Origin of the sequence: Streptomyces sp. NPDC017979 (assembly GCF_044328175.1) — a bacterium.
Taxonomy (GTDB): domain Bacteria; phylum Actinomycetota; class Actinomycetes; order Streptomycetales; family Streptomycetaceae; genus Streptomyces.
Genome location: NZ_JBIRGU010000008.1, coordinates 287,354 through 312,057 on the forward strand (window position 1 = coordinate 287,354; position 24,704 = coordinate 312,057).

At 73.9% G+C, this 24,704-nt stretch carries 19 protein-coding genes; 17 read left to right on the forward strand and 2 right to left on the reverse strand.

The window, feature by feature from the left end; genetic code table 11:
- Nucleotides 1–81 precede the first annotated feature (81 nt).
- The 12 genes from ACH4E8_RS22160 (at nucleotide 82) to ACH4E8_RS22215 (ending at nucleotide 15,378) form a co-directional block, all read left to right on the forward strand.
- Nucleotides 82–1,617 carry an amidohydrolase family protein gene (locus ACH4E8_RS22160; protein WP_398450718.1) on the forward strand — a complete coding sequence of 512 codons (1,536 nt, stop codon included), beginning with the start codon at nucleotides 82–84 and terminating at the stop codon, nucleotides 1,615–1,617.
- Nucleotides 1,572–2,342, forward strand: a complete 771-nt coding sequence (locus ACH4E8_RS22165) for a 2,3-dihydro-2,3-dihydroxybenzoate dehydrogenase (protein ID WP_398450720.1) — start codon at nucleotides 1,572–1,574, stop codon at nucleotides 2,340–2,342. Before ACH4E8_RS22160 ends, ACH4E8_RS22165 begins: the two co-directional genes overlap by 46 nt.
- 53 nt (nucleotides 2,343–2,395) lie before the next feature.
- Entirely contained in the window at nucleotides 2,396–3,043 is a 648-nt protein-coding gene (locus ACH4E8_RS22170; protein WP_398450722.1) for an isochorismatase family protein, read from the forward strand.
- Nucleotides 3,040–5,103: an anthranilate synthase family protein gene (locus ACH4E8_RS22175; protein WP_398450724.1), complete on the forward strand. Its 2,064-nt coding sequence runs from the start codon at nucleotides 3,040–3,042 to the stop codon at nucleotides 5,101–5,103. Before ACH4E8_RS22170 ends, ACH4E8_RS22175 begins: the two co-directional genes overlap by 4 nt.
- 172 nt (nucleotides 5,104–5,275) lie before the next feature.
- Nucleotides 5,276–5,848, forward strand: coding sequence for a YdeI family protein (locus ACH4E8_RS22180; protein WP_398450726.1), 573 nt, complete (start codon nucleotides 5,276–5,278; stop codon nucleotides 5,846–5,848).
- Nucleotides 5,849–5,902: 54 nt separating this feature from the next.
- Nucleotides 5,903–7,252 (forward strand): phenylacetate--CoA ligase family protein, encoded by a 1,350-nt coding sequence (locus tag ACH4E8_RS22185; RefSeq protein WP_398450728.1) that lies wholly within the window; start codon nucleotides 5,903–5,905, stop codon nucleotides 7,250–7,252.
- A gap of 95 nt (nucleotides 7,253–7,347) precedes the next feature.
- Nucleotides 7,348–8,424 (forward strand): methyltransferase, encoded by a 1,077-nt coding sequence (locus ACH4E8_RS22190; protein ID WP_398450730.1) that lies wholly within the window; start codon nucleotides 7,348–7,350, stop codon nucleotides 8,422–8,424.
- Between the two features lie 204 nt (nucleotides 8,425–8,628).
- Nucleotides 8,629–10,206, forward strand: coding sequence for an aldehyde dehydrogenase family protein (locus ACH4E8_RS22195; RefSeq protein ID WP_398450732.1), 1,578 nt, complete (start codon nucleotides 8,629–8,631; stop codon nucleotides 10,204–10,206).
- Between the two features lie 62 nt (nucleotides 10,207–10,268).
- Nucleotides 10,269–10,778 carry an SRPBCC family protein gene (locus ACH4E8_RS22200; protein ID WP_398450734.1) on the forward strand — a complete coding sequence of 170 codons (510 nt, stop codon included), beginning with the start codon at nucleotides 10,269–10,271 and terminating at the stop codon, nucleotides 10,776–10,778.
- Nucleotides 10,765–11,790 carry a 3-oxoacyl-[acyl-carrier-protein] synthase III C-terminal domain-containing protein gene (locus ACH4E8_RS22205; protein WP_398450736.1) on the forward strand — a complete coding sequence of 342 codons (1,026 nt, stop codon included), beginning with the start codon at nucleotides 10,765–10,767 and terminating at the stop codon, nucleotides 11,788–11,790. The genes ACH4E8_RS22200 and ACH4E8_RS22205 overlap by 14 nt, the downstream gene beginning before the upstream one ends.
- Nucleotides 11,791–11,818: 28 nt before the next feature.
- Nucleotides 11,819–12,949, forward strand: coding sequence for a 3-deoxy-7-phosphoheptulonate synthase (locus tag ACH4E8_RS22210; RefSeq protein WP_398450738.1), 1,131 nt, complete (start codon nucleotides 11,819–11,821; stop codon nucleotides 12,947–12,949).
- Nucleotides 12,950–12,984: 35 nt separating this feature from the next.
- Nucleotides 12,985–15,378: an amino acid adenylation domain-containing protein gene (locus ACH4E8_RS22215; RefSeq protein WP_398450740.1), complete on the forward strand. Its 2,394-nt coding sequence runs from the start codon at nucleotides 12,985–12,987 to the stop codon at nucleotides 15,376–15,378.
- Nucleotides 15,379–15,447: 69 nt separating this feature from the next.
- On the opposite strand, the gene ACH4E8_RS22220 is transcribed toward ACH4E8_RS22215, so the two are convergent.
- Nucleotides 15,448–15,864: a VOC family protein gene (locus tag ACH4E8_RS22220; protein WP_398450742.1), complete on the reverse strand. Its 417-nt coding sequence runs from the start codon at nucleotides 15,862–15,864 to the stop codon at nucleotides 15,448–15,450.
- Nucleotides 15,865–16,378: 514 nt separating this feature from the next.
- Nucleotides 16,379–17,359, reverse strand: coding sequence for an NADPH:quinone reductase (locus ACH4E8_RS22225; protein WP_398450744.1), 981 nt, complete (start codon nucleotides 17,357–17,359; stop codon nucleotides 16,379–16,381).
- Nucleotides 17,360–17,575: 216 nt separating this feature from the next.
- On the opposite strand from ACH4E8_RS22225, the gene ACH4E8_RS22230 reads away from it, so the two are divergent.
- From ACH4E8_RS22230 to pcaB, 5 genes are all read left to right on the forward strand, one after another.
- Nucleotides 17,576–18,184 (forward strand): SRPBCC family protein, encoded by a 609-nt coding sequence (locus tag ACH4E8_RS22230; protein ID WP_398450746.1) that lies wholly within the window; start codon nucleotides 17,576–17,578, stop codon nucleotides 18,182–18,184.
- A 150-nt stretch (nucleotides 18,185–18,334) separates the two neighbouring features.
- Nucleotides 18,335–19,906, forward strand: coding sequence for a class I adenylate-forming enzyme family protein (locus ACH4E8_RS22235; RefSeq protein WP_398450748.1), 1,572 nt, complete (start codon nucleotides 18,335–18,337; stop codon nucleotides 19,904–19,906).
- Nucleotides 19,906–21,126 carry an FAD-dependent monooxygenase gene (locus ACH4E8_RS22240; protein ID WP_398450750.1) on the forward strand — a complete coding sequence of 407 codons (1,221 nt, stop codon included), beginning with the start codon at nucleotides 19,906–19,908 and terminating at the stop codon, nucleotides 21,124–21,126. The genes ACH4E8_RS22235 and ACH4E8_RS22240 overlap by 1 nt, the downstream gene beginning before the upstream one ends.
- Nucleotides 21,123–23,147: an FAD/NAD(P)-binding protein gene (locus ACH4E8_RS22245; RefSeq protein ID WP_398450752.1), complete on the forward strand. Its 2,025-nt coding sequence runs from the start codon at nucleotides 21,123–21,125 to the stop codon at nucleotides 23,145–23,147. Before ACH4E8_RS22240 ends, ACH4E8_RS22245 begins: the two co-directional genes overlap by 4 nt.
- Nucleotides 23,144–24,628 (forward strand): 3-carboxy-cis,cis-muconate cycloisomerase, encoded by a 1,485-nt coding sequence (pcaB, locus tag ACH4E8_RS22250; RefSeq protein WP_398450754.1) that lies wholly within the window; start codon nucleotides 23,144–23,146, stop codon nucleotides 24,626–24,628. The genes ACH4E8_RS22245 and pcaB overlap by 4 nt, the downstream gene beginning before the upstream one ends.
- Nucleotides 24,629–24,704 lie beyond the last annotated feature (76 nt).

Genomic DNA, 24,704 nt, shown 5'->3' on the forward strand with positions numbered 1-24,704 from the left:
CCTTATCGAGGGCCCGTGGCTCCCCGCCTGTTACCTACGTAACTTCATTGGTGGTAACGGAGACACGAAAGGACCCAGCAGATGAGTGCACTGCTTGTCCGAGGCGGGTACCTCTACCCGGCGGACGTCGGGGCGCAGGTCGTACCCGACGGATCCGTACTGATCGAAGGCGGTCGCATCACCGCTGCCGGGCCGACGGCGCAGGTCGAGGCCGCGCTGACGCCCACGACCCGGGTCGGGCTGCGGGTGCTCGACGCCCGGGGCAAGCTCGTGCTGCCCGGCCTGGTGAACCCGCACTGGCACGACATGTTCGCCACCCGCTTCGTGTTCAAGGGCGCGCAGCGCTCGCCCCACGACCGGGACGACAAACCCGCCTTCATGGCCCTGGGCGGGGACATCCAGCAGATATCCACGCTCTTCGACTCCTTCTACGACCAGATCGAGATGCTCACCGCCGAAGAGGCGGTGGCGATCGCCCGCTACTCGATGTGGACGCAACTGCGCTCCGGCGTCACGACCCTCGGGGACGTCGGATCCTTCAACCGCCCCGAAGCCCTGGCGACCGCCGCCCGCGAGTTGGGCATGCGCTGTTCGGTGAGCACGTGGGCCAGCGACGCGGTCTGCGCCCCCGGCGACACCCGCTTCCGCCGCACCCGGGACGCCGACACCGTACTGACCCGCATCGAAGCGCTCCTGCGCGCCTGCGAGCGCGACACCAGCGGACTGGTGCGCGCCCGCCCGACGTCCGTCTACGGCGTCAACATGACCGACGAACTCGGCGCCGGCTTCGCGGAACTCGTCCGGCGCTACGACGTGCCGTTCGCCACCCACGTCGGCGCGCTGCGCAACGAGGTCGAGGTGATGGCCGCGTACCACGGCGCCACCCCCGTGCGCCGGTTCGCCGAACTCGGCCTGCTCAGCGACCGGTTCACGGCCGTGCACTGCGCCTTCGCCGACCGCGAAGAGCGCGCCCTGCTCGTCGACGCCCGCTCCCACATCAACTTCTCCCCGGCCAAGTACGGCCCCGCCGGCGAGTCGACGCTCACCGAGACCCGGGCCATGCCCGAGTTCCGCCGCGCCGGGCTCGACGTCTCCCTGTCCACCGACGGCGCACCCATGCCCGTCGGCGGGATGGCGGAGGCCATGCGCGCGGTGTGGCAGACCTTCAACGAGATGTACGCCGACCCCACCGAAGTCCTCCCGACGGACGCCCTCGCCATGGCCACCCGGCTGCCCGCCAAGGGGCTCGGCTGGTCCGGCGAGATCGGCAGCATCGAACCCGGCAAACAGGCCGACCTGGTGCTCGTGCCGGCCGACGACTGGCGCTACCTGCTCAACACCCGCCCGCTGGAGGGCTTCCTCGCCCTCGGCGGCTCGATGGACGTCGACACCGTGCTGGTCGCCGGCCGGACCGTGGTCCAGGGCGGGCACTGCACCGGCTTCGACGAAGAACGGCTCGAAGCGGACTACCTCCGGGCGATCGGAACCTTCTCGGTGCGCTGTCTCGGAGTCGACCCCGGCCTCGTCGCCGAGCGCACCCGGCGGCGGCACACGAAGGAGAGGGATGACAGATGCGGTACACGACAGCGCTCGTCACCGGAGCGGCGGGCGGCATAGGCGCGGCGGTGGTGCGCCAACTGGTCGCCGAGGGCGCGGCGGTGGCCGCGGTCGACGCCGACCGGGAGAACCTGCAGTCGCTCGTCAAGGAACTCACCGCCGAGGGCCACCGGGTCCACGGCTACCCGGCGAGCGTGGCCGCCAGCACCGAAGTGGACACCGCCGTCGAGCGCGCGGAACGCGAACTCGGCCCGATCGACAGCCTGGTGAACGCGGCCGGGGTGCTGCGCACCGGACAGGCCGCCCAGCTCAGCGACGACGACTGGAACCTCACCTTCGCCGTCAACGTCACCGGCGTCTTCAACGTCAGCCGGGCGGTGGCGCGGCGCATGATCCCGCGCGGCCGGGGCGCAGTCGTCACCGTCGCCTCCAACGCCGCGGTCACCCCCCGCTGGAACATGGCGGCGTACGCGGCCTCCAAGGCGGCGGCGACCAGCTTCACCAAGAACCTGGGCCTGGAGCTGGCCCGGCACGGCATTCGCTGCAACGTGGTCGCGCCCGGCTCCACCGACACCCCGATGCTGACCTCCCTGTGGAACGGCGACGACGCCCGCCGGGTGTCGATCGAGGGCGACGGGCCGACCTTCCGCGCCGGCATCCCGCTCGGCCGGCTCGCCAGCCCCGAGGACATCGCGAACGCGGTCGTCTTCCTGCTCTCCGACCGGGCCGCGCACATCACCCTGCACGCCCTCACCGTCGACGGCGGCGCCGGCCTCGGCCACTGAACCACCACCGCCCGGACCCCAAGCAGCCCCAGCCCCAGACCGATGGAGCACCGATGGCGATCCCGACGATCGAGCCGTACCCCATGCCGGCCGAAGACGAACTGCCCGCGAACGTGGCGCCCTGGACGATCGACCCCGAGCGGGCCGTACTCCTCGTCCACGACGTCCAGCACTACTTCCTCCAGCCCTTCGCCGCCGACCGCGCACCCCTCGCCGACCTGCTGACGAACGTGCGCGCACTGCGCGAGCGGTTCGCCGCGCTGGGCGCACCGGTCGTCTACACCGCCCAGCCCGGCGGCATGAGCGACGAACAGCGCGGCCTGCTCAAGGACTTCTGGGGCACGGGCATGAGCGCTGACCCCGGCCACCGCGCCATCCCCGACGCCCTCGCGCCCGCCGCCGACGACGTGGTGTTCACCAAGTGGCGCCCCAGCGCCTTCTGCCGCACCGGGCTGCTCGACCTGCTCGCCGCCCGGGGCCGCGACCAGCTCGTGATCTGCGGGGTGTACGCGCACGTCGGCATCCTGATGACCGCCCACGAAGGGTTCTCGAACGACGTCGAGACCTTCGTGGTGGCGGACGCGGTCGCCGACTTCACGCCCGAGTACCACCGGATGGCGCTCGACTACGTGGCGTCCCGCTGTTCGGTCACCCTCTCCACCGCCGCCGCGCTGACCATGCTGGACGGAGGAGTGCGATGAGCTCCGTACCGCCCTTCACGACCTTCCCCCGAACGACCCGACCGGCCGCGCCGGACACCGCGACCCGCGGCCCGGGGCGCGGACGCCGCCGGACGGGAACGCGGGGCGCCCGCGGCCCGGTGGGCACCACCCGCACCGGCCCCGACCTGCTGGACCTGGTCCTCGGCCCGGACACCCCGCCGTTCGCCCTGCTGCACCGGCCCGGCGCCACCGGGCCCGGCGAGCTGGACCTGATCGTCGGCGAGACGGCGGCGGTGGAGCGGATCGCGGACATCCCGCTGCCGCCCGACGGCGGCCACAGCCGCCACGAGGTGCTGGCCCTGCTGCCGTACCGACAGATCGGCGAACGCGGCTTCGCCTGCCCCGACGACGGCGCACCCCTGGTGACCATGACGGTCACCGCGCAGACCGTGCTGCCCGTCGCCGACGTCGCCGCCCGGCTGCCCGACGTGCCGATCCGCTTCGACGGCGCCGAGTTCGACTCCGACGACGACTACGCGGCCACCGTGCGCCGCATCCTCGACGACGAGATCGGCCGGGGCACGGGCGCCAACTTCGTCATCAAACGGGCCTTCTCCGCCGAACTGACCGACTACTCGCCGCGGACCGCGCTGTCGTTCTACCGACGGCTGCTGGGCCGGGACCCCGGCTCGCACTGGACCTTCGTCATCCACACCGGGGAGCGGACCTTCATCGGCGCCTCGCCCGAACGCCACATCACCCTGGACGCCGGCACCGTGGTGATGAACCCGATCAGCGGCACCTACCGCTACCCGGACACCGGCCCCGACCCGGCCGAAGTGCTCGCCTTCCTCGCCGACACCAAGGAGACCAACGAGCTGTACATGGTGGTCGACGAGGAGCTGAAGATGATGGCCCGGATCTGCGAGTCGGGCGGACGCGTGGTGGGTCCCGCGCTCAAGCAGATGGCCCGGCTGGCCCACACCGAGTACCTGATCGAGGGCCGCAGCACCCTCGACGTGCGGGACGTCCTGCGCGAGACCATGTTCGCGCCCACCGTCACCGGCGGCCCGCTGGAGAGCGCCTGTCGGGTCATCAGCAAGTACGAGCCCGAGGGCCGCGGCTACTACGCCGGCGTGGTCGCCCTGATCGGCCGTGACGCGACGGGCCGACGCTCCCTGGACTCGTCCATCCTGATCCGCACCGCCGAGATCGACGCCGCCGGCCGGCTGCGGATCGCGGTGGGCGCCACGCTCGTCCGGGACTCGGACCCCTACTCGGAAGCCGCGGAGACCAGGGCCAAGGCCGCCGGGCTGCTGGAGGCGCTGCGCGGACCGGTCGGCGCCGGCACCGTCGCCGCACCCGTGCAGGACCTGCGCGCCCACCCCGACGTGTGCCGCGCCCTGGCAGAGCGCAACCGTCCGCTCGCCGACTTCTGGTTCGCCCACCCCGAGCGGCGCAGCCGCCGCGTGCCGGAGCTCGTCGGCCGCACCGTCCTGGTCATCGACGCCGAGGACGCCTTCACCGCGATGACCGCGCTCATCCTCGACGCCCTGGGGTGCGAGGCGACGGTGGTGCGGTACGACGACGAGCGCTTGGAGCGGACCGGGCACGCATTCGACGCGTACGACGCCGTCGTCCTCGGCCCCGGGCCCGGCGACCCGACGGACGGCGACGACCCCAAGATGGCCCGGCTGCGGGAGCTGGCCGGCCGGCTGCTCGCCGGCGCCACCCCCTTCCTCGCCATCTGCCTGGGGCACCAGGCGCTGAGCACGGTCCTCGGCCTCGAACTGGCCCGCCGGGACGTCCCCAACCAGGGGGTGCAGCGGAAGATCGACGTCTTCGGGCGCACCGAACTCGTCGGCTTCTACAACACCTACACCGCCGTCGCGCCGGGCGACCGCTTCGCGTGCCCCGTGCGGGGCGGCACGGTCGAGGTGTTCCGGGCCGCCACCGGGCCGGAGGTGGACGCGCTGCGCGGACCGGGCTACGCCTCCGTGCAGTTCCACCCCGAGTCGGTGCTCACCCGCAACGGCACCGAGCTGATCGGGGACGTCCTCGTCGGTCTGCTCCGGCCGGGCCCGGGAGGTGAGGGCTGATCAGCCGGGCGGGCGGGTCGGGGCCTTGCGGATGCGTCCCCGGGACGGTCCGGGGTGATCGAGGCGAGAAGCAGTCCTCATCGTGGCTGCGTGGTGCCGCCGCCCCGACCTGCCTACGGTGAAACCGGTACCCGAACGGAGAGCTGGCGGCTTGATGATGGAAGAGACCCGTGTGTTCACCACGGTCGAGGATTTCACCGAGTGGATGGAGAAGCACCACCAGAGCGCGGAGGAGGTCTGGGTCGCCCTGCCCAAGAAGGGCACCCCGGTCCCCTCGATCAACCGGAACCAGGCCCTGGACGTGGCGCTGTGCTACGGCTGGATCGACGGCAAGGCGTCGTCGGCGAACACCCCCGACGGCTGGTGGGCCCAGCGCTTCAGCCCCCGGCGGCCCCGCAGCCCCTGGTCCAAGATCAACTGTGCGAAGGTCACGGAGCTGATCGACGCGGGACGGATGCGCCCCGCCGGCCTCGAACAGATCGAGCGCGCCAAGGAGGACGGCCGCTGGGCCGCCGCGTACGACCCGCCGAGCACCGCCGAGGTCCCCGACGACCTGCGGCAGGCGCTCGACGCCGTCCCGGCGGCGGCCACGGCCTTCGCCGCCCTCAGCAAGAGCAACAGCTACCTGATCCTGCTCAACGTCCAGAAGGCGAAGCTGCCCGAGACGCGGCAGCGCAGGATCGCGCAGTACGTCGAACGGCTGGCCGCCGGGGAGCCTCCCCACGGCGGCCGGAAGAAGACCTGACCCCCTCCGGACGCGCACCCCCCGGCGGCGGGACGACTCGACCGAGGAGAACCCATGCGGCCCGCACTGCCACAGATAGGCGACTGGAACGGCATCGAGGAACTGCGCGAACTCCAGCGCGCACGGCTCCCGCAGGTGCTGTCCTGGGCGGCGCGCACCCCCTTCTACCGGGCCCGGCACGGCTCCGGCGCGGCCCCCGGCGCCGGAGCCGCGGCCGGGCCCGGCACCCCGGCCTTCCCCGCGGACGCCGACGCCTTCGCCGCCCTGCCGCCGACCACCAAGCAGGACCTGCGGGACCAGTACCCCTTCGGACTGCTCGCGGTCGAGCGCAGCGAACTGGCCACCTACCACGAGTCCAGCGGCACCGCCGGCCAGGCCACCCCCTCGTACTACACCGAGGACGACTGGGTCGACCTGGCCGAGCGCTACGCCCGCAAGTGGGTCGGCATCACCGCCGACGACACGCTCTTCGTCCGGACCCCCTACGCCCTGATGATCACCGGTCATCTGGCGCAGGCCGCGGCCCGGATGCGCGGGGCGCTGGTCGTCCCCGGCGACTACCGCTCGCTCGCCATGCCGTACGTACGGGTCATCCGGGCCCTGCACGACCTCGGCGTGACCCTCACCTGGTCGATCCCCACGGAGCCCCTGATGTGGGCCGCCGCGGCGCGGGCCGCGGGCCTGTCGCCCCAGAAGGACTTCCCCGACCTGCGGGCCGTCTTCGTCGGCGGCGAGCCGCTGACCCCCGCGCGCCGTCGGCGCATCGGGGAGCTGTGGGGCGTGCCCGTCGTCGAGGAGTACGGCTCCACGGAGACCGGCAGCCTGGCGGGGGAGTGCCCCGAGGGGCGGCTGCACCTGTGGGCGGACCGGGTGCTGTTCGAGGTGTACTCGCCGAGCACCGGGCGCTTCAGCGCCGAAGGCAGCGGCCAGTTGGTGGTGACCCCGCTGTACCGCGAGGCCATGCCGCTGCTGCGGTACAACCTGGAGGACGAGGTCGAGGTCTCGAACGACCCCTGCGGCTGCGGCTGGCACCTGCCCACGGTCCGGGTCCTCGGCCGGTCCGCCTTCGGGCACCCCGTCGCCGGCCGCAACGTGACCCAGCACCAGTTGGAGGAGTTGGTCTTCGACCTGCCGCTCGCGTACGAGGTGCTGTTCTGGCGCGCCCGGGCCGAACCGGACGTGCTGCGGCTGCACTTCGAGGTGCCCGACGAGCACCGGGACGCCGCCGTGCGCGAGCTGACCGCGGCCGTCGACCGCGTGCTGGGCGTCCCCTGCGAGATCACCGCGCTGCCGCCCGGTGCGCTGGTGCCGAACGAAGTGCTCGCGCAGGGCCGGGACGTGGTCAAGCCGCGCAGCCTGCTGGGCCCCGGCGAGGACTGGAGCCAGGCCCTGCACTACCGCTGACCCGACCCGCGGCGATCAGCGCCGTACCCCAGTGCCGTACCCCATTTGTCGCCACACCGGGCAGCCGCACCGCGCCCGTGGGACGGAGGAAGAGCATGTCGCACACCACCACCGGCCGACCCGCGACGGCCACCGCGCCCCCCGAAGGCGGACGTCCGCCCGTGGACCGCGAGCAGATCACCCGACTGGTCTGCGCACACATGGAGACCCGGGCGATCGGTGCCATGGCCGCCCTCGGCATCGCCGACCGGCTCGGCGACGGCGAGCGGCCGGCCGGGGAGCTCGCGGACGAACTCTCCTGCGACCCCGACGCGCTGCACCGGCTGCTGCGGGCCCTCACCGCCCTGGGTCTGGTCAGCGAGGCGCGTCCGGCGCACTTCGCCCTCACCGGGCAGGGCGCCCTGCTGCGCACCGACCGGCCCGACTCGCTGCACTCCTTCGTGCGCATGTGCACCGACCCGGCGATGCTCGACGGCTGGCGCGGTCTGGAGGGGGCCGTGCGGACCGGGCGCCCGGCCTTCGACGAAGCCTTCGGCACGGACTTCTTCACCCACCTCGCCCGCGAGCCGGAACTCAACGACCTCTTCAACGCGGCCATGCGGCAGAACACCGGAGCGGCCGCCCGGATCCTGCCCGCGGCGTACGACTTCGGGCGCTTCACCACGCTCGCCGACGTCGGCGGGGGCGACGGCACCCTCCTGTCCGCGGTCCTGTGCGCCCACCCGGGGCTGCGGGGCCTGCTGTACGACACCGCGGAGGGCCTGGCGCAAGCCGGGGCGACCTTCGCCGCGGCCGGGGTCGCCGACCGCTGCACGACGGCCACCGGCGACTTCTTCACCTCGGTGCCCGCGGGCGCCGACGCCTATCTGCTCAAGAGCGTGCTGCACGACTGGGACGACGTGCGCTCCGAACGGATCCTCGGACACTGCCGGGAAGCGATGCCCCCGGACGGCCGGCTGCTGATCGTGGAACCCGTACTGCCCGACGTGGTCGACGCAGCCGCGTCACCACTGCCGCACCTCAGCGACCTCAACATGCTCGTCAACCTCGGCGGGCGAGAACGCACCCGCGCCGACTTCGCCGCGCTGTGCGCCCGCACCGGGTTCGAGCTCGCCGACGTCACACCGCTGGCGCCGGCCCGCTACTCACTCGTCGAAGCCGTACCCGTCTGACCCCACTGCTGCCCTTCCCTCCCCCCAAGCCGGCCCCCGGGACACCCCGGGGGCCGGCTGCTTTCGTTCCGCGGCCCGCGACGGCCTTCTTCGAGTGACAACCAAGCCTTATCGCGGGCTCATTGCCGCGACTCGGTTACCAACTTAACTTTTTGACTGGTAACCACAGCGCGGTCGCGCAACGGAGTGCTCGGAGGGGACAACGTGACGACCAGGGTCTATCCCGCCTACATCGGCGGTCGTGAGGTAACCAGCGAAAGCGGACACCGGGTGCACACGGTGACCACGCGCGCCATCATCGAGGACACCTTCCCGAGCCTGCGGCTCAAGCGCGACCTCGACCTCGGCAAGGCGGACCTGACGGCCGCGGGCGACGTCGTCGCCGGCGCCTGCGAACTCGCCGACGACGCCATGGTGCAGCAGTCGCTCGAAGCCGCCGCAGCCGCCGCCCCCGCCTGGGCGCGCGTCCCCCTCGCCGAGCGCCTGGAGATCGGCCGGCAGATCGCCCGCCGCCTGCTCGCCCACCGCGAGCCCCTGGTGGACCTGCTGGTCGCCGAAGGCCAGCCCCGCTCCGTCGCCGAAGGCATGATCAGCGGGCTCCCGGAGACCGGCTGGAGCGAGGAGACCCTCCAGTGGTGCGCCGAGCAGATGGCGACCACGCGCCACGACGGCGTACGGGAGATGACGCTGCGCCGGGTGCCCGACGGCGTCGTCTGCCTCAACCCGCCGCAGAACGCCGCCACCGTCAACGCCCTCAACGGCCTCACCGCCCTGCTGTCCGGCAACACCCTCGTCGTGCGCGCCCCCCGCGGCGTACCCCTCAGCTGCATGTACGCCATGCGCGAGGTCGTGGCACCGGTCCTGGAGGACGCCGGGGCCCCCGCCGGCACCCTCAACGCCCTGTGCGGCGCACCGATGCTGGACGCCTGGCTCGCCAGCGAACACGTCGACGACGTCATCTACTTCGGCGGCAGCGCGATGGGCCTGCGCTTCGAGCAGGACTGCGTCGCGGCCCGCAAGAAGCCGATCCTGGAGCTCGCCGGCAACGACTGCTGCGTGGTGTGGCGGGACGCCGACCTCGACGACGCCGTGCAGAGCCTGACGCAGTTCTTCATGAACTCCGGCCAGATCTGCAACGTGCCCAACCAGGTCATCGCCCACCCGGCGATCGCCGACGAGCTGATCGAACGCCTCGTCGCCGCGATGAGCGGAATCCGCCCCGGCTTCCCCGAAGAGCCCGGCGTCGTCCTCACCCCCGTCCTCGGCGCCGACTGGTTCTACGGCTGCCTGGCGGAGGCGCTGGCCCGCGGCGCCCGGCTCGTCCACGGCGGACGCCGACTGGAGGTCGACGGACGCCCCAGCGACACCGGGTTCTTCCTGGAGCCCACCGTGGTCAGGATCGACGGACTGCACGGCGCCCGGAACCTCTCCGTCGTCCGCGACGAGACCTTCTTCCCCCTCCTGCCGATCGTCGTCCCCGCCGCCGGCGGCAGCGACGACGCCCTCTTCGACGAGGTCCTCGCCTTCGTCAACGCCAACGCCTACGGGCTGCGCAACTCCCTGTGGACGAGCGACCCCGGCACCATCGAGCGCTACCTCGACACCGTCACCAACGGCGGCAACCTCAAGGTCAACGACTCGCACAGCGGCTTCCTGCCCTTCCTGCCCAACCAGGGCGGCACCGGACTCACCGGGGGCGCCTTCGGCGAGGCGAGCCACCCCATGCTGCGCACCACCCACCTCCAGGCCGTCAGCGTGATCCGGCCCGGCGGCCCCCGCTGACCCCGCGCACCGCGAAGCCCGCACCCGCCGAACCCGTACACCCCGACAGAAGGCGACCACCCATGCGACCGCGCACGCTCACGGCAGAACTCGACTGCTCGGCCCGGGAACTGATCAGCCGCCTCGGCGCCGACCACGACTTCCCCGCCCACGCCCCCGACATCCTCTCCGTCGACGACGTCGGCGACGGCGCGCGCCGCTGGGTGCTCGCCTTCCGCGGCGGCACCGCCCGATGGGTCCAGTCCACCGCCCCCGCGCCCGACGACACCACGCCCCACCGCATCGCCTTCACCCAGGTCGAGGGCGACTTCCAGGAACTCGCCGGCTCGTGGTCGGCCGTGGACCGCCCCGACGGCGGCTGCACCGCCGTCTACTCGGTGCGCTACCGCACCAGCGTGCCCCACCTCGCCGGCGCGATCGACTCGGCCGTCGGCCGCGTCCTGGTGCGCAGCGCCCACGCCGTGCTCACCGGGATCGCGGGCCCCGCCCGACTGCTCTCCGGCGAACACCACCTGCGCGACCTGCCCCACCTACCGCCATCGGAAGGAGCGACCGGCCATGAGGTTCGATGACGTCTGGATCGCCGGGACCGGCAGCGTCCTGGGCGACCTCGTCCCCATCTCCACCGCCGTCGACGACGGCTCCTACGACCCGCTCGCCGCCGAGAGCACCGGCATGGTCAGCTACTCGCGCGCCACCGCGGCACCCGCCGAGATGGCGGTCGCCGCCGGCCGGCTCGCCGTCAAGGAGGCCGCCGCCCTCGGCGCGACGACCGGACCCGACACCCTCCACCTGCACGGACAGGCCAGCTTCCAGGGCATCGAGATGTGGTCCGCGCCGTGCTGGATCGCCGGCGAACTCCTCGGCACCCGGCTCCCCGAGATGCCCAAGGCCGTCTCCGCCTGGTCCAACGGCTCCATGGCCGCCCTCGACATCGCGGCCAACGCCCTCACCGCCCGCCCCGAGTTGACCACCGCCCTCGTCACCGTCGCCGACCGGTTCGCCCCGCCCGCCGACCGCTTCCACACCTCGCCCGGCATCGTCTTCGGCGACGGCGCCGCAGCCGCCGTGCTCACCCGCGGCGGCGGCCGGCTCCGGCTGCTGTCCCACGTCTCCGAGACCGACACCGTACTCGGCGGACTCTCCCGCGGCGCCGAGCCCTTCCGCACCGCACCGCCGCCGGAGCGCCCCGACATGCGGCGCCGCACCCGGGAGTTCCTGTCCAGCGGCGACGTCTCCCTGCGGGACGTCATCCAGCGGACCGCCGACTGCACCCGCACCGTCGTCGCCCGCGCCCTCGCCGACGCCGACGTCACCCCGGACCGCGTCGACTGGCTGCTGGCGCCCTACGTCGGCCGGACCCTGTACCGCGACAGCTTCGAGCGCCCCCTCGACCTCGCACCCCGCCACACCCTCGCCGAACTCGGCCGCACCATCGGCCACCTCGGCTCGGTGGACCAACTCCACTCGCTCGACCACGTGATCGGCCACGACCTGCTGGAGCCCGGCCAACACCTGCTCCTGATCGGCACCGGCATGGGCTTCACCTTCTCCGCGGCGGTGCTCGCAGCGGACCCCGTCTGACCACCACCTCCAGGGAAGGAACACTCCGATGAGCCCTTTCTCCACCGTCGACGCCTCCGCCGCGGACTCCGCAACCGTCGGCTCCTCCGCCTTCGACGCCCGGATCGCCGCCCTCAACCCGCTGCTCACCCCGGCCGCCCTGCGCGCCGAGGTCCCCCTGCCGTCCGGCGCCCGGCGCACCGTCCTGCGCGCCCGGGAGGACTTCGTCCGGATCCTCCAGGGCGTCGACGACCGGCTCGCCGTCGTCGTCGGCCCCTGCTCCGTCCACGACACGGCCGCCACCCTCGCGTACGCCAGGCGCCTGGCCGACCTCGCCCGGCAGACCGAGGACTCGCTGTTGGTCATCATGCGGGTGTACGTCGAGAAGCCGCGCACCCGCCTCGGGTGGAAGGGGCTCGTCAACGACCCGGGCCTGGACGGCACGCACGACCTCAACGAAGGGCTGCGCCGGGCCCGCGAGCTGATGGTGCAGATCGTCCGCAGCGGCCTCCCGGTCGGCTGCGAGTTCCTCGACCCGTCCGTGCCGCGCTACCTCTCCGACGCGGTGAGCTGGGCGTCCATCGGCGCCCGCACCGTGCAGAGCCAGGTCCACCGACAGCTCGCCAGCGGACTGAACATGCCCATCGGCATCAAGAACGGCACCGACGGCAGCGCGAAGGACGCCGTCGACGCGATCGTGGCCGCCGCGCACGGCCACGTCTACCCCGGCGTCACCGACGAGGGCGTGGCCGCCGTCGTCACCTCCTTCGGCAACCCGGACTGCCACGTCGTGCTCCGCGGCGGCAGCAACGGCCCCAACTACGGCCACCAGCACGTCGCCGGCGCCGTCGACCTGCTCGAAGCCACCGGACTGCCGCCGCGCGTCGTCATCGACGCCAGCCACGGCAACAGCGGCAAGGACCACGAGCGGCAGCGCGACGTCGTCGAGGACGTCGCCGTCCGCGTCGCCGACGGGGACACCGGCATCGCCGGAATGATGGTGGAGTCCTTCCTGCGCCCCGGCCGGCAGGACCTCGTCCTCGGCCGTACGGACCACCTCGTCCCCGGGCTGAGCGTCACCGACGCCTGCGCCGGCTGGGACCAGACGGTCCGGATGGTCGAGCGGCTCGCCGAAGCCGCCGCGAAGCGCTCCGCCCGCACGACCGCGCTCGTCGCGTAGGGATTCCGCGTCCGCATCAGAGAGGAGCCACCCCGGTGGACCAGACGACCACGACCACCACGACCGCCACCGCACCCAGTCCCCACGCGGCCCTGCCGCTCGCCCGCCGCTGGGCGGACGAGCCCGCCCCGCCGCCGCACCGAGCCCCCCTCGCCGTCCCGCCCGCCACGCCCACCGGCGCGGACCGGCGACACCTGGCGACCGCGGCCCTCGCCGCCCTGCTGCACCGCTACACGGGCGAGAACGAACTGCTCGTCGGCACCCCCGACGGCACGGTCGAGTTGAAGGTCACCGGCGATGCGACCGGCGCCGAACTGCTCACCGCCGTCGCCGCGGCCCGCCCGGCCCCCGCGGCGCACCCGCCGATGGCCGTCGTCACCGACGCGAGATCCCCGAGCCCGCCGGGGCCGACCGGGCCCGCGTCCCCGGCGCTGCACGTGCCGGACGCGGAGCCGTCCTGGGAAGTCGCCCTGCCCGGCGGCTGGTTCGACGCCCCCGCCGCCGTCCAGTACGCCCACCACCTCCAGCGGCTGCTGACGGCGCTCGTCACCCAGCCCGACACCGCCCTGCGCGACCTCGCACTGCTGACCGGGGCCGAGGAGCAGCGCGCCCTGGTGGACTGGAACCGCACCGACGAGGCCGTGCCGGCGCCGTTCTTCCACGAGGTGGTCGCCGAACACGCGCGCCGCACCCCGGACGCGCTCGCGGTGGCGCTGCCCGACGCCCGGGTGACGTACCGCGAACTCGACGCGGCGGCGAACCGGCTCGCCCACCGGCTCAGGGCGCTCGGCGTACGGCCCAGGGACCGCGTCGGGGTCTGCCTGCCGCGCGGCGCGGACAACCTCACCGCCCAACTCGCCTGCTTCAAGCTGGCCGTCGCCGTCGTCCTGCTCGACCCGGGCTTCCCCGGCGACCGGGTCCGCTTCATGGTGCAGGACTCGTCGGCCGCCGCCGTCGTCACCCTCGCCGACCACGTCGACCTGGTGCCCGACGACCGCCCGGTGCTCGCGCTGGACGACCCGGAGGAGGCGTCCTGGCGAACCGGGCCCGTCGAGCCGGTCAGCGAACCCGTGTCCGCGGACGACATCATCCACGTCGGCTACACCTCCGGCTCCACCGGCGAGCCCAAGGCCGTGCTCGCCCGCTTCGGTTCCGCCCGCAACCTCATCCACGGCATGCGCACCCTGTGCCGGATGACCGCCGATTCCCACGGCACCTGGCTGGCCGCGCCGGGCTACGGAATGATCCAGGTCGAGTGCTTCCCGGTGCTCGCCTCCGGCGCCACCGTGCACATACCCGAGGCGACGGTCGTCGCCTCCCCGGAACGGCTGCGGTCCTGGCTCCTCGCCGAGGGCATCACCACCACGCTGCTGATGAAGCCGATGGCGGAGCGGCTGTGGGCGCTGCCGTGGCCGAAGGACACCCCGCTGCGCGACATCCGCGTCTGCGGGGAGCGCATCCAGTCCTGGCCGCCGGCCGGTCTGCCGTTCCGGCTGATCAACCTCTACGGCTCCACCGAGGCCACCACCGTCGCCTCCTGCGACATCACGGAGCTGGGACTGAGCCTGGGGGACGAGGGCCGGGCCCGCCTGCTGCCGCCGATCGGCCGACCGATCTGCAACGTGCGGACGTACGTGCTCGACGAAGCGTTCCGCCCCGTGCCGCCGGGCGTGGTCGGCGAACTGTGCATCACGGGCGACGGCCTGTCCGCCGGCTACCTGGACCGCCCCGAACTCACCGGACAGAAGTGGATCCCGAACCCGGTCTCCCCGGCCGACTACCCGGTGCTGTACCGCACCGGCGACATGGCCCGCTACTGGCCGGACGGCAGCATCGAGATCGTCGGGCGCACCGACAACCAGATCAAGGTCCGCGGCAACACGGTCCACCTGGGGGAGATCGAGGTCGTCCTCGCCGCCCAGCCCGGGGTGCGACAGGCCGCGGTGCTCGCCCACCGCGACGCACACGGCGACGTCCAACTCGCCGCCTACATCGAGCCGGTCGCCGGCCGAGCGCCGGTGGTGCGGGACGTCCGCAAGGCGCTCCGGCAGCGCCTGCCGGCGTTCATGGTGCCGTCGGCGTACCTCGTCGGGGACTTCCCGACGTCGACGAACGGCAAGATCGACCGCAAGGCGCTGCCGGAGCCGCCGAGGTCGCGCCCCGACATCGACAGCGCGTACCAGGCGCCGGGCACCGAGACCGAGCGGGCGCTGACCGCGCTGTGGGAGCAGGTCCTGGAGATCGACGGGATCGGGGTGCTCGACAACTTCTTCGAGCTGGGCGGCGATTCGCTGCGCGCGGCGCGACTGACCGAACGGGTCCGCACCGAGTTGGGGGCCGATCTGGAGGTCGGGGACCTGTTCGACCGGCCCAGCGTGGCGCACATGGCGGAGCTGGTCGCCGCCGGCGCGCCGGCTCGGGCTGCCTGATCGGGACCGTACGAAAGGCGTGGCCCCGGAGGAGTCGCCTCCGGGGCCACGCCTTTGTGCCGCGTCCGCTCAGTCCGTGTTCTGCCCGGACAGGACTTCGACGTAGTGCGGGTTGTCCATGATGCCGAGGACGTTGCCGAAGGGGTCGACGACGGTGGCGCCGATGAAGCCCTCGCCGAAGTCCCGCGGCTCCTCCAGCTTCGACGCGCCCATCGACAGCAGCCGCTTGAACGTCTGCTGCACGTCGTCGACGTGCCAGTACGCGACCACCCCGGCCGGACCGGGGTCCGATGACGCGTGCTCGCCCAGCATGCCGACGTACCGGGTGTCGAGCAGACCCAGCTCGTGCGAGTAGTCGCCGATGCGGAACTCCGCGTACTCCGGCCGGTTGAAGTACGGCTCGATGCCGAGCAGTTCGGTGTACCACCGCTTCGCCGCCTCCAGGTCGGAGGTGTGGTACCGGACGTTGGCTACGCCACGTAGCATGTGCGCTCCCTCGGGAATGGTCCAATTGGCCACACAACGCACATCGGGTCAAAAGGTAACGCGGGCATGGCGACATCCCGGTCAGCCGGGCGAAGCCCCGCGTGCTCCTGGGCCTTTTGGACGTGGCCGCGGTAGCCCTGCGGGAGCGTTGGTCTCCACCGGCCGGTGGTCGGTTGTTCGCGCAGTTCCGCCCCCTCGGCCCCAGCGGGCCTGGGGGGACCCCAGCGCTACCTGTGTCGCTTCCCCCGTCGTCCATCTGCGGGCTGGCGGCGGAGGTATTCAGGGGCGCGGGGAACTGCGCGAGCACCGGCACGGTCCGCAGACGGACGAGGGTTTAGGGGCGCTGGGGTCCCCCCCCCAGGCCCTCTGGGGCCGAGGGGGCGGAACTGCGCGACGAGCCCACCACCGGCCGGTGGAGACCAACGCTCCCGCAGGGCTACCGCGGCTTCGTTCAAAAGGCCCAGGAGCGCGCAGGACCTTGCGGGCAAGGCCCGAGGTGCGTCGGCCGTGTCGGTCAGGCGCCGGTGTGCAGCACCAGACGGGCGCCGTGGACCTCCCCGGCCTCCAGCCGGCGGTGGGCCTCGGCCGCCGCCGTCAGCGGCAGCGTCTCGACCCGCCGTGGGCGGAGCGCGCCGGCCGCGAGCAGCCGGTTGATGGCGCCCGCCGCATCGGCCAGCTCCGTGGCCGCGGCGCGGGAGATCACGAACCCGCGGAGGGAGCCGTCCTTCATGTACAGCTCGCCCGCCGGCAGCACCGGACGGCTCGTCGCCCCCGCCAGCAGGACGATCCGGCCGCGCGGCGCCAGCAGGGCGACGGCCTGGGCGAGGTCGTTGCGGCCGGAGGTGTCCAGGTGCACGTCCACCCCGTCGGGCGCCGCGGCGGCGATGCGCTCGACCAGGTCAGGGGCCCGGTAGTCCACGACGTCGCTCGCGCCGAGCGCACGGCAGTACGGGGCGTCGCGCGCGGACGCGGCGGCGATCACCCGGGCACCGGCGGCCGCGGCCAGGGCGGTCAGTGCGGCGCCGACGTTCCCCGCCGCGCCGGCCACGAGGACGGTCTCTCCGCTGCGCAGCCCGCCGTGGGCGAAGAGCGCGAGATGGGCGGTGGCGGCCGGGTGGAACACCGCCACCGCCTCGTACGGATCGACGCCCCGCGGCAGCCGGTACAGCCGGTCGACGGGGACCACCGCGCGTTCCGCCGCCGCGCCCTGTCGTCCGCCGTGCCCCAGGCTGTTGCACCACACCCGGTCGCCCGGCGCGAACCCCGGTGCGCCCGGCCCCGCCTCCGCGACCCGGCCGACGAGGTCGCGGCCGACGACGAAGGGGAAGGGGGTGGGGGTGCGGTAGCGACCGGAGCGCACGAAGGTGTCGACCGGATTGACCGCGGTGGCCTCGACGTCGACCAGGACGTCCGTCGGTCCGGGGCGCGGTTCGACCAACTCGCCGCAGCGGATCTCCTCGGGCTCGCCGAGCCGTTCGATGTAGGCAGCGCGCATGTCGACGAACGTAACGCACGTACGACACCGGGGGCGTGCTCGTCGCACGAGTGGCCCCGCACGGGGTGTTCCCGCTCCGAGTAGGAGCCCTTATCAGGAGCCCGTAGCCGCACCTTCGTTACCTGCATACCGTAATTGATGGTATCGAGGTGCCCGGGGCGCCCCGACCGACGATGACGACCTCCCCGCCCGGGGACGCGAGAGGGGCTCTTGGACATGACCGAAGCAGCCGTCACCACCGCCGCTGGACGCACCGTCACCACGGAGAGGGGCGGCACCGAGCCGCCGCTGTTCGAACTCGCGGCGGAGGTGTACGTCACCGCGCCGCCCGCCGCGGTGTACGCCGTCGTCAGCGATCTGCCGCGCAGCGGCGAGTGGAGCCCCGAGTGCGTCGGCGGAACCTGGACCGCGGGCCGACCGGCCACCGCGGGCGCGGTGTTCCGCGGGGAGAACCTGCGCTCCGCCGACGTCGTCGCCTGGGCCCCCGTGGTCCGCGGCACCTGGTTCACCGAAGCCGAGGTCGTCGCCGCCGAACCCGGCGTGACCTTCCAGTGGTCCATGCGGGACACGTCGGGCCGCCGGCAGGACAGCACCTGGGCGTACGACATCGAGCCCGCCCGCGGCGGCAGCCGACTCGTCCACCGCTTCCGCATGGGCACCGCCACCGAAGGCATCCGCGGGATCACCGCCGAAATGGGCCCCGACGAGCGCGCACGGTTCTTCGCCGAGTGGAGCGGCAAGCTCGCCGCCGACCTGCCGCGCACCCTGGCCCGCATCAAGGACGTCGTCGAGGGCGACGGCACGGGCGACGCAACCCCGCGCTGACGGCGGCACGCCGCCCCGCCCGCCCCGCCACCACGACGCCCGGCCGGCCGCACCCGCCGGACCGGCCCCGCGCACCGGCCCCGCCGTGCGCCCGCCCCCGCCGGCTGCCGACGGCCGCCGGTCGACCCCCTCCGGCAAAGGTCTGACCACATGTTTCTCCAGCGTGTACGGAACAGAGGCATCCAACTCGGCACCCTCTTCGAACGCGCCGCCGCCCGGCACCCGGCGAACGTCCTGATCCTCGACCACGACCTCGACATGGCCCCCGAGTTCGGCCGCCGCGCCACCGTCGCCGAAGCCGCCGACCTCGTCGACGACATCGCCGCGCGGCTGTGGGCGGTGCGCATCCGCCCCGGCGACCGCGTCGTGGTCCACAAGACCGACGGCTTCGACATCACCCTGATCGCGCTGGCCGCGGCCCGCATCGGGGCCGTGCCCGTACTGCTCTCCCCGGCGCTCGACGGACACACCGTCGCCGAACTGGTGCGCCGCACCGACCGCCCCTACCTCGTCACCGACGCCACCAAGCTCGCCGCGCTGCCCCGCTCCGTCTTCGACCGCGCCGAGCGCGTGCTGCTCACCTCCGGCAGCCACGAGGGAGCCGTGGAACTCGCGGCCCTCGCCGGGGTCCCTCGCGTCCCCGCAGTCACCATGCCTCCCGACCACCCCACCCTCATCACCCACACCTCCGGCACCACCGGCGTTCCCAAGCTCGCCGTACACACCGGCCGCACCCTCCAGGCCCGCTACCGGCCGCAGGCCGCCGCCCTCGCCGGGATCGTGCACGGCCGCGAGACCGTCGCCATCCACGTCTCCTTCGTGCACTCCCGGCTGATGACCGCCCTCGCGCTCGCCCTGCTGCGCGGCTTCCCGGTCGCGGTGCTCGCCGACTCCGACCCGGGCGCCGCCGCCGACCTGTTCGCCCGGCTGCGCCCGGGCGTGCTGGAGGCGCACCCCAACTCCTTCATGGCCTGGGAGGAGCTCGCCGACGACCCGCGCGAACCCCTCGCCGGCGTCACGCTCTTCAGCTCCACCTTCGACGCCATCCACCCGCGGACCGTGCGCCGGCTGCTGGCGGCCTCCCGCCGCCGCGCTCCCCTCTTCGGGCAGCTCTACGGACAGAGCGAAGTCGGCCCGGTCGTGGTCCGCGGCTTCACCCGGCGCCGCTCGGCGCACGCGGACGGCCGCTGCGTGGGCATGCCGTTCCCCGGCATGACCGACGTCCGCGTCGTCAGCCGCGACGGCAAGCCGCCGTCCAGCGAGAACCCCGGCCACATCGAGATCAGGAGCGACGGACGGATCGTCACCTACCTGGGGGAGCAGGAGCGCTACGACGCCCAGGTGTCCGCCGACGGCTGGTGGCGGATGGGCGACGTGGGCTACCGCAGCCGCTGGGGCTGCATCCACCTGCTGGACCGCGAGGTCGACCTGATCGACGGCTTCGGTTCCACCCTCGCCGCCGAGGACGCCCTGTTCAGCAAGTTGGAACAGCTCACCGAGGTCGTCATCGTGCCCGGGTCCACGGGCGAGCCCGTACCGGTGGTGTGCACCAGGGACGGCGCCCCGCTCGACCTCGACGCCTGGCGCCTCGCCGCCGCCGGGCTGCCGCCCATGGCGGACCCCGTCCAACGGCACCTGACCGACCTGCCGCAGACCGCCACCACCAAGATCAAACGCCTGGAGCTGGCCCGCTGGCTCGCGGCCGGGAACGGGAGCGCGTGATGGCACTCGTCGTCATCGCCGGCGGCGGCATCGGCGGACTCGCCGCCGCCCTCGCCGTCACCGCCCGCGGCCACCGCGCCGCCGTGCTCGAACGGGCGGACCGCTTCGCCGAGATCGGCGCCGGAATCCAGCTCGCCCCCAACGGACTGCACGCGCTCGACGCCCTCGGAGTCGGCGACGCCGTCCGCGCCAGCGCCGTCGCCATGTCCGAACTGCGCTTCATGGACGGGGTCACCGGGCGCCACGTCACCAGCCTCCCGCTGACCTCCCGCTACCGACGGCGCTTCGGCAACCCCTACGTCGTCGTGCACCGCGCCGACCTCCACGCGGCGCTGCTGCGCGCCTGCCTCGCCTCCGACGCCGTGTCCCTGCACGGCGGACACGCCGTCGCCCGCTACGAGCAGGACGCCAGCACCGCGACCGCAGTCCTCACCGACGGCACCCGCGTCAGCGGCGACGTGCTGATCGCCGCCGACGGCATCCACTCCGCCGTCCGCCGCCAACTCGTCGGCGACGGCGACCCCAGGGTCTCCGGCATCACCGTCTACCGCGCCGTCATCCCCATGGAGCGGGTGCCGAAGCGGCTACGGTTCGAACGGTCCGTGGTCTGGTGGACCGGGCCCGGCTGCCACTTCGTGCACTACCCGATCGCCGGCGGCAGCCACCTCAACCTCGCCGCCAGCCACGACGACGGCACCACCGTGCCCGTCTCCGGCGCCCCCGCCGCCCGCGGCACCGTCCGCCGCACCTTCACCCCGCTCGGCGGCATCGCCCGCCAACTGCTGGAGCTGGGCGACGAGTGGAAGACCTGGACCCTGGTGGACCGCGACCCCACGGACCGCTGGACCGACGGCCGGGTGGCCCTCCTCGGCGACGCGGCGCACGCCATGCTGCACTACGCGGCCCAGGGCGCCTGCCAGGCGCTGGAGGACGCCGTCGTCCTCGGTGACCTCCTCGACGGCGCGGACGCCGGGGCCCTGCCCGGCCGCCTCGCCGCGTACGCCGACGCCCGGCGCGAACGCACCGCCAGGGTCCAGCTCACCGCCCGCGAGAGCATCCGGCTGTGGCACCCCGCCGGCCGCGCCGCGGAACGGCGGAACGCGCTCCTGTCCGCGATGGACCCGGACGAACTCCACGACCACGTCGCCTGGATGCACGGACACCGCACCCCCGTCGCCGCGGCGCGGGGCGTCCACGCCACCACGGGAGCCCTGACATGACCACCGCCCCCACCCCCGGGCCGTCCGCCAAGGACGCCCGCACCGAGATCTGCGTCATCGGCGCCGGGCCGCGCGGCCTGTCCCTGCTGGAGCGGCTGTGCGCCAACGAGCGCGCCCGCCCCGGCCGCGGCGAACTGGTGATCCACGTCGTCGACCCCGCCGTCCCCGGTGCGGGCGCCGTGTGGCGCTCCGACCAGTCGCGCCACCTGCTGATGAACACCGTCGCCTCGCAGATCACCGTCTACACCGACGCCAGCTCCCGGATCGACGGCCCCATCGAGCCCGGACCCAGCCTCTACGAGTGGGCCCAGTCCCTCGCCCTGCTCGGCGAACCCGGCGACTACGACGAGGAGACCCTCGCCGAAGCCCGCCGGCTGGGCCCGGACGACTACCCGACGCGCGCCTTCAACGGCCGCTACCTGCACGACGCCTTCCTCCAGGTCACCTCGCGCGTCCCGGCCCACGTGACCGTCCGCGTGCACCGCTCCCGCGCCGTCGCACTCGCCGACACCCACGGCGTGCAGGGCGGCCCCCAGGGCGTCCGGCTGGCGGACGGGACCCGGCTGCACGGCCTCGACGCCGTCGTCCTCACCCTCGGCCACGTGCCCGCCGCGCTCTCCCCGCGCGAGGCCAGGACCGCGAGCCTGGCCCGGGTGCACCAGCTCACCTACATCCCGCCGGCGAACCCGGCGGACGTCGACCTCGACGGCGTCGAACCCGGCGAGAACGTGCTCCTGCGCGGGCTCGGCCTCAACTTCTTCGACCACATGGCGCTGTTCACCACCGGCCGCGACGGCAGCTACGAGCGCGACGACACCGGCCGGCTGCGCTACCGCCCCTCCGGAAACGAACCCCGCCTCTTCCCCAGCTCCCGGCGCGGCGTGCCCTACCAGGCGCGCGGACGCAACCAGAAGGGCGCCCACGGCCGCCACACCCCCCGGCTCCTCACCCCCCAGTACATCGCCGCCCTGCGGCGCTGGGCCGTCGAACGCGGCCGGGCCGTGGACTTCCTCGCCGAGCTGTGGCCGCTGATCCGCCGCGAAGTGGAGGCCGTCTACTACGCGGCCCTGCTGCGCCGCCGCGGACGCTCGGCCGTCGAAGCCGCCTTCACCATCGCCTTCCTGGACCTCGCGGAGGACCGCGACGCCACGCCGCTGCTCGCGCAGTACGGCATCGCGGCCGCCGACCGCTGGGACTGGGACCGCATCGTCCGCCCCTACGGCGACCGGCAGTTCACCGACCGGGCCGACTTCCGAGCCTGGCTCGTCGGCCATCTGGCGCAGGACGTGGCCGAGGCCCAGGCCGGCAACGTCGACGGGCCGCTGAAGGCCGCCCTCGACGTCCTGCGGGACCTGCGCAACGAGATCCGGCTCGCCGTCGACCACGGCGGCCTCGACGGCGAATCGCACCGCGACGACCTGGAGCGCTGGTACACCCCGCTGAACGCCTTCCTGTCCATCGGCCCGCCGGCGTCCCGGATCGAAGAGCTGACGGCGCTGGTCGAAGCGGGCCTGGTCACCCTCACCGGACCCGGCACCCGCATCCGGCTCGACGTCGACGACCCGGCGTTCGTCGCCGACTCCACCGTGGTGCCCGGGCCGCTGGTGCGCTCCCGGGTGCTGATCGAGGCACGGCTGCCCGAGCCGGACCTCCGACGCACCCGCGATCCCCTGCTGCGGCACCTGCTCACCACCGAACAGGCCGCCCCGTACCGCATCCCGAACGCCCGCGGCGGCGGGTACGAGACCGGGGGGCTGGCCGTCACCGAACGCCCGTACCGGCTGCGGGACGCCGGCGGCCAGGTCCACCCGCGGCGGTTCGCCTACGGCGTGCCCACCGAGGCCGTCCACTGGGTCACCGCGGCGGGCATCCGCCCCGGCGTCGACTCGGTGACCCTCGGGGACGCCGACGCCATCGCCCGCGCGGTGCTCGCGCTGCCGCCCGCGGCCCCGCCGACCGGTGCCGAGACCTCCGCACGGCGCCCCGCGGACGCGTCGGAAGTGAACGGGGTGATCGTGTGAGTGCCCGACCGGACCGACCCGACCCGGCCCACGACACCGGACTGCTCTCCCCGGTCCGGGCCGGCACCCCCGTCGAGGACGCCGTGGACGACCGGGCCTGGCTCCAGGCGCTCCTGGACGCCGAAGCCGCCCTGGCCCGCGCTCAAGCCCGGCTCGGCACCCTGCCGCAGCAGGCGGCCCGCACCATCACCGCCGCGGCCCGCGCCGAACGCTTCGACGTACGCGCCATCGCCACGGCGGCCCGACGGACCGCCAACCCCGTCGTCCCGCTGGTGGCGCACCTGACCCGGCTGGTCGCCGCCGTCGACCCGGCCGCCGCCGACTCCGTCCACCGCGGCGCCACCAGCCAGGACGTCTTCGACACCGGAGCCATGCTGGTGGCCGCCCGGGCGCTGCGGATCGTCCGGGCCGACCTCGCACACGTCGTCGAAGCCCTCGGCGCGCTCGCCGCGGAGCACCGGGACACCCCCATGGCCGGCCGCACCCTCGCCCTGCACGCCGTCCCCACCACCTTCGGCCTCAAGGCCGCCGGCTGGCGCCAACTCGTCGGCGACGCGCTGCGCCGCACGGACGACCTGCTGGCGGGCGGACTCCCGGTCTCCCTCGGCGGCGCCGCCGGCACCCTCGCCAGCTACCTGGAGTACGCGGCGCTCGACGAAGGCGCCGGGCCGAACGGCCCGCGCCGCGCGGAGGACTACCTCGAAGCCCTGGTCGACGCGTACGCCGCGGAGACCGGTCTCGCCCGCACCGTCCTGCCGTGGCACGCCCTGCGCACCCCGCTCGCCGACCTCGCCGCGGCCCTGGCGTTCACCGCCGGCGCACTCGGCAAGTTCGCGGCGGACGTCCAGGTCCTGCACCGCACCGAAGTCGGCGAGGTCGCCGAGCCGTCCGCCGAAGGGCGCGGGGTCTCCTCCGCGATGCCCCACAAGCGCAACCCCGTGCTGTCCACGCTGATCCGCAGCGCCGCCATCCAAGTGCCCCCCATGGCAGCCGGCCTGACGCAGTGCCTGGTCTCGGAGGACGAACGCTCGGCGGGCGCATGGCACGCGGAGTGGCTGCTGCTGCGGGAGTGCCTGCGGCTGGTGGGCGGCGCCGCCCACACCGCCGTGGAACTGGCCCGGGGCCTGACCGTCCGACCGGACGCGATGCGCCGCAACCTGGCGCTCACCGGCAGCGCGGTCGCGACCGAACGCGTCGCCGCCGCCCTCGCCCCCGCGCTCGGCCGGGCCCGCGCCAGGGCGCTGCTCACCGCCGTCGCCCGGGCCGCCGCCGACACCGGCCGCCCGCTGGCCGAACTGCTCGCCGACCACCCGGACGTACGCCCCCACCTGCCCCCCGCCTCCCTCGCAGCCCTCCTGGACGCCACCACCTACACGGGCGGCGCGGGCCCCCTCGTCGACCGCGGGCTAGGTCGGGTCGGGACAGTCCCACGTGGCCCGTCCGAGGGCGCGGTTGCCTCGTCGGGTGCGGTGTCGCCGTGAAGGGCCGCGGGGACCAACGCCCCCGCAGGGCGACGGCGGCTCCGTCCAGAGGGCCCCGCAGAGGGGACCTTGCTCG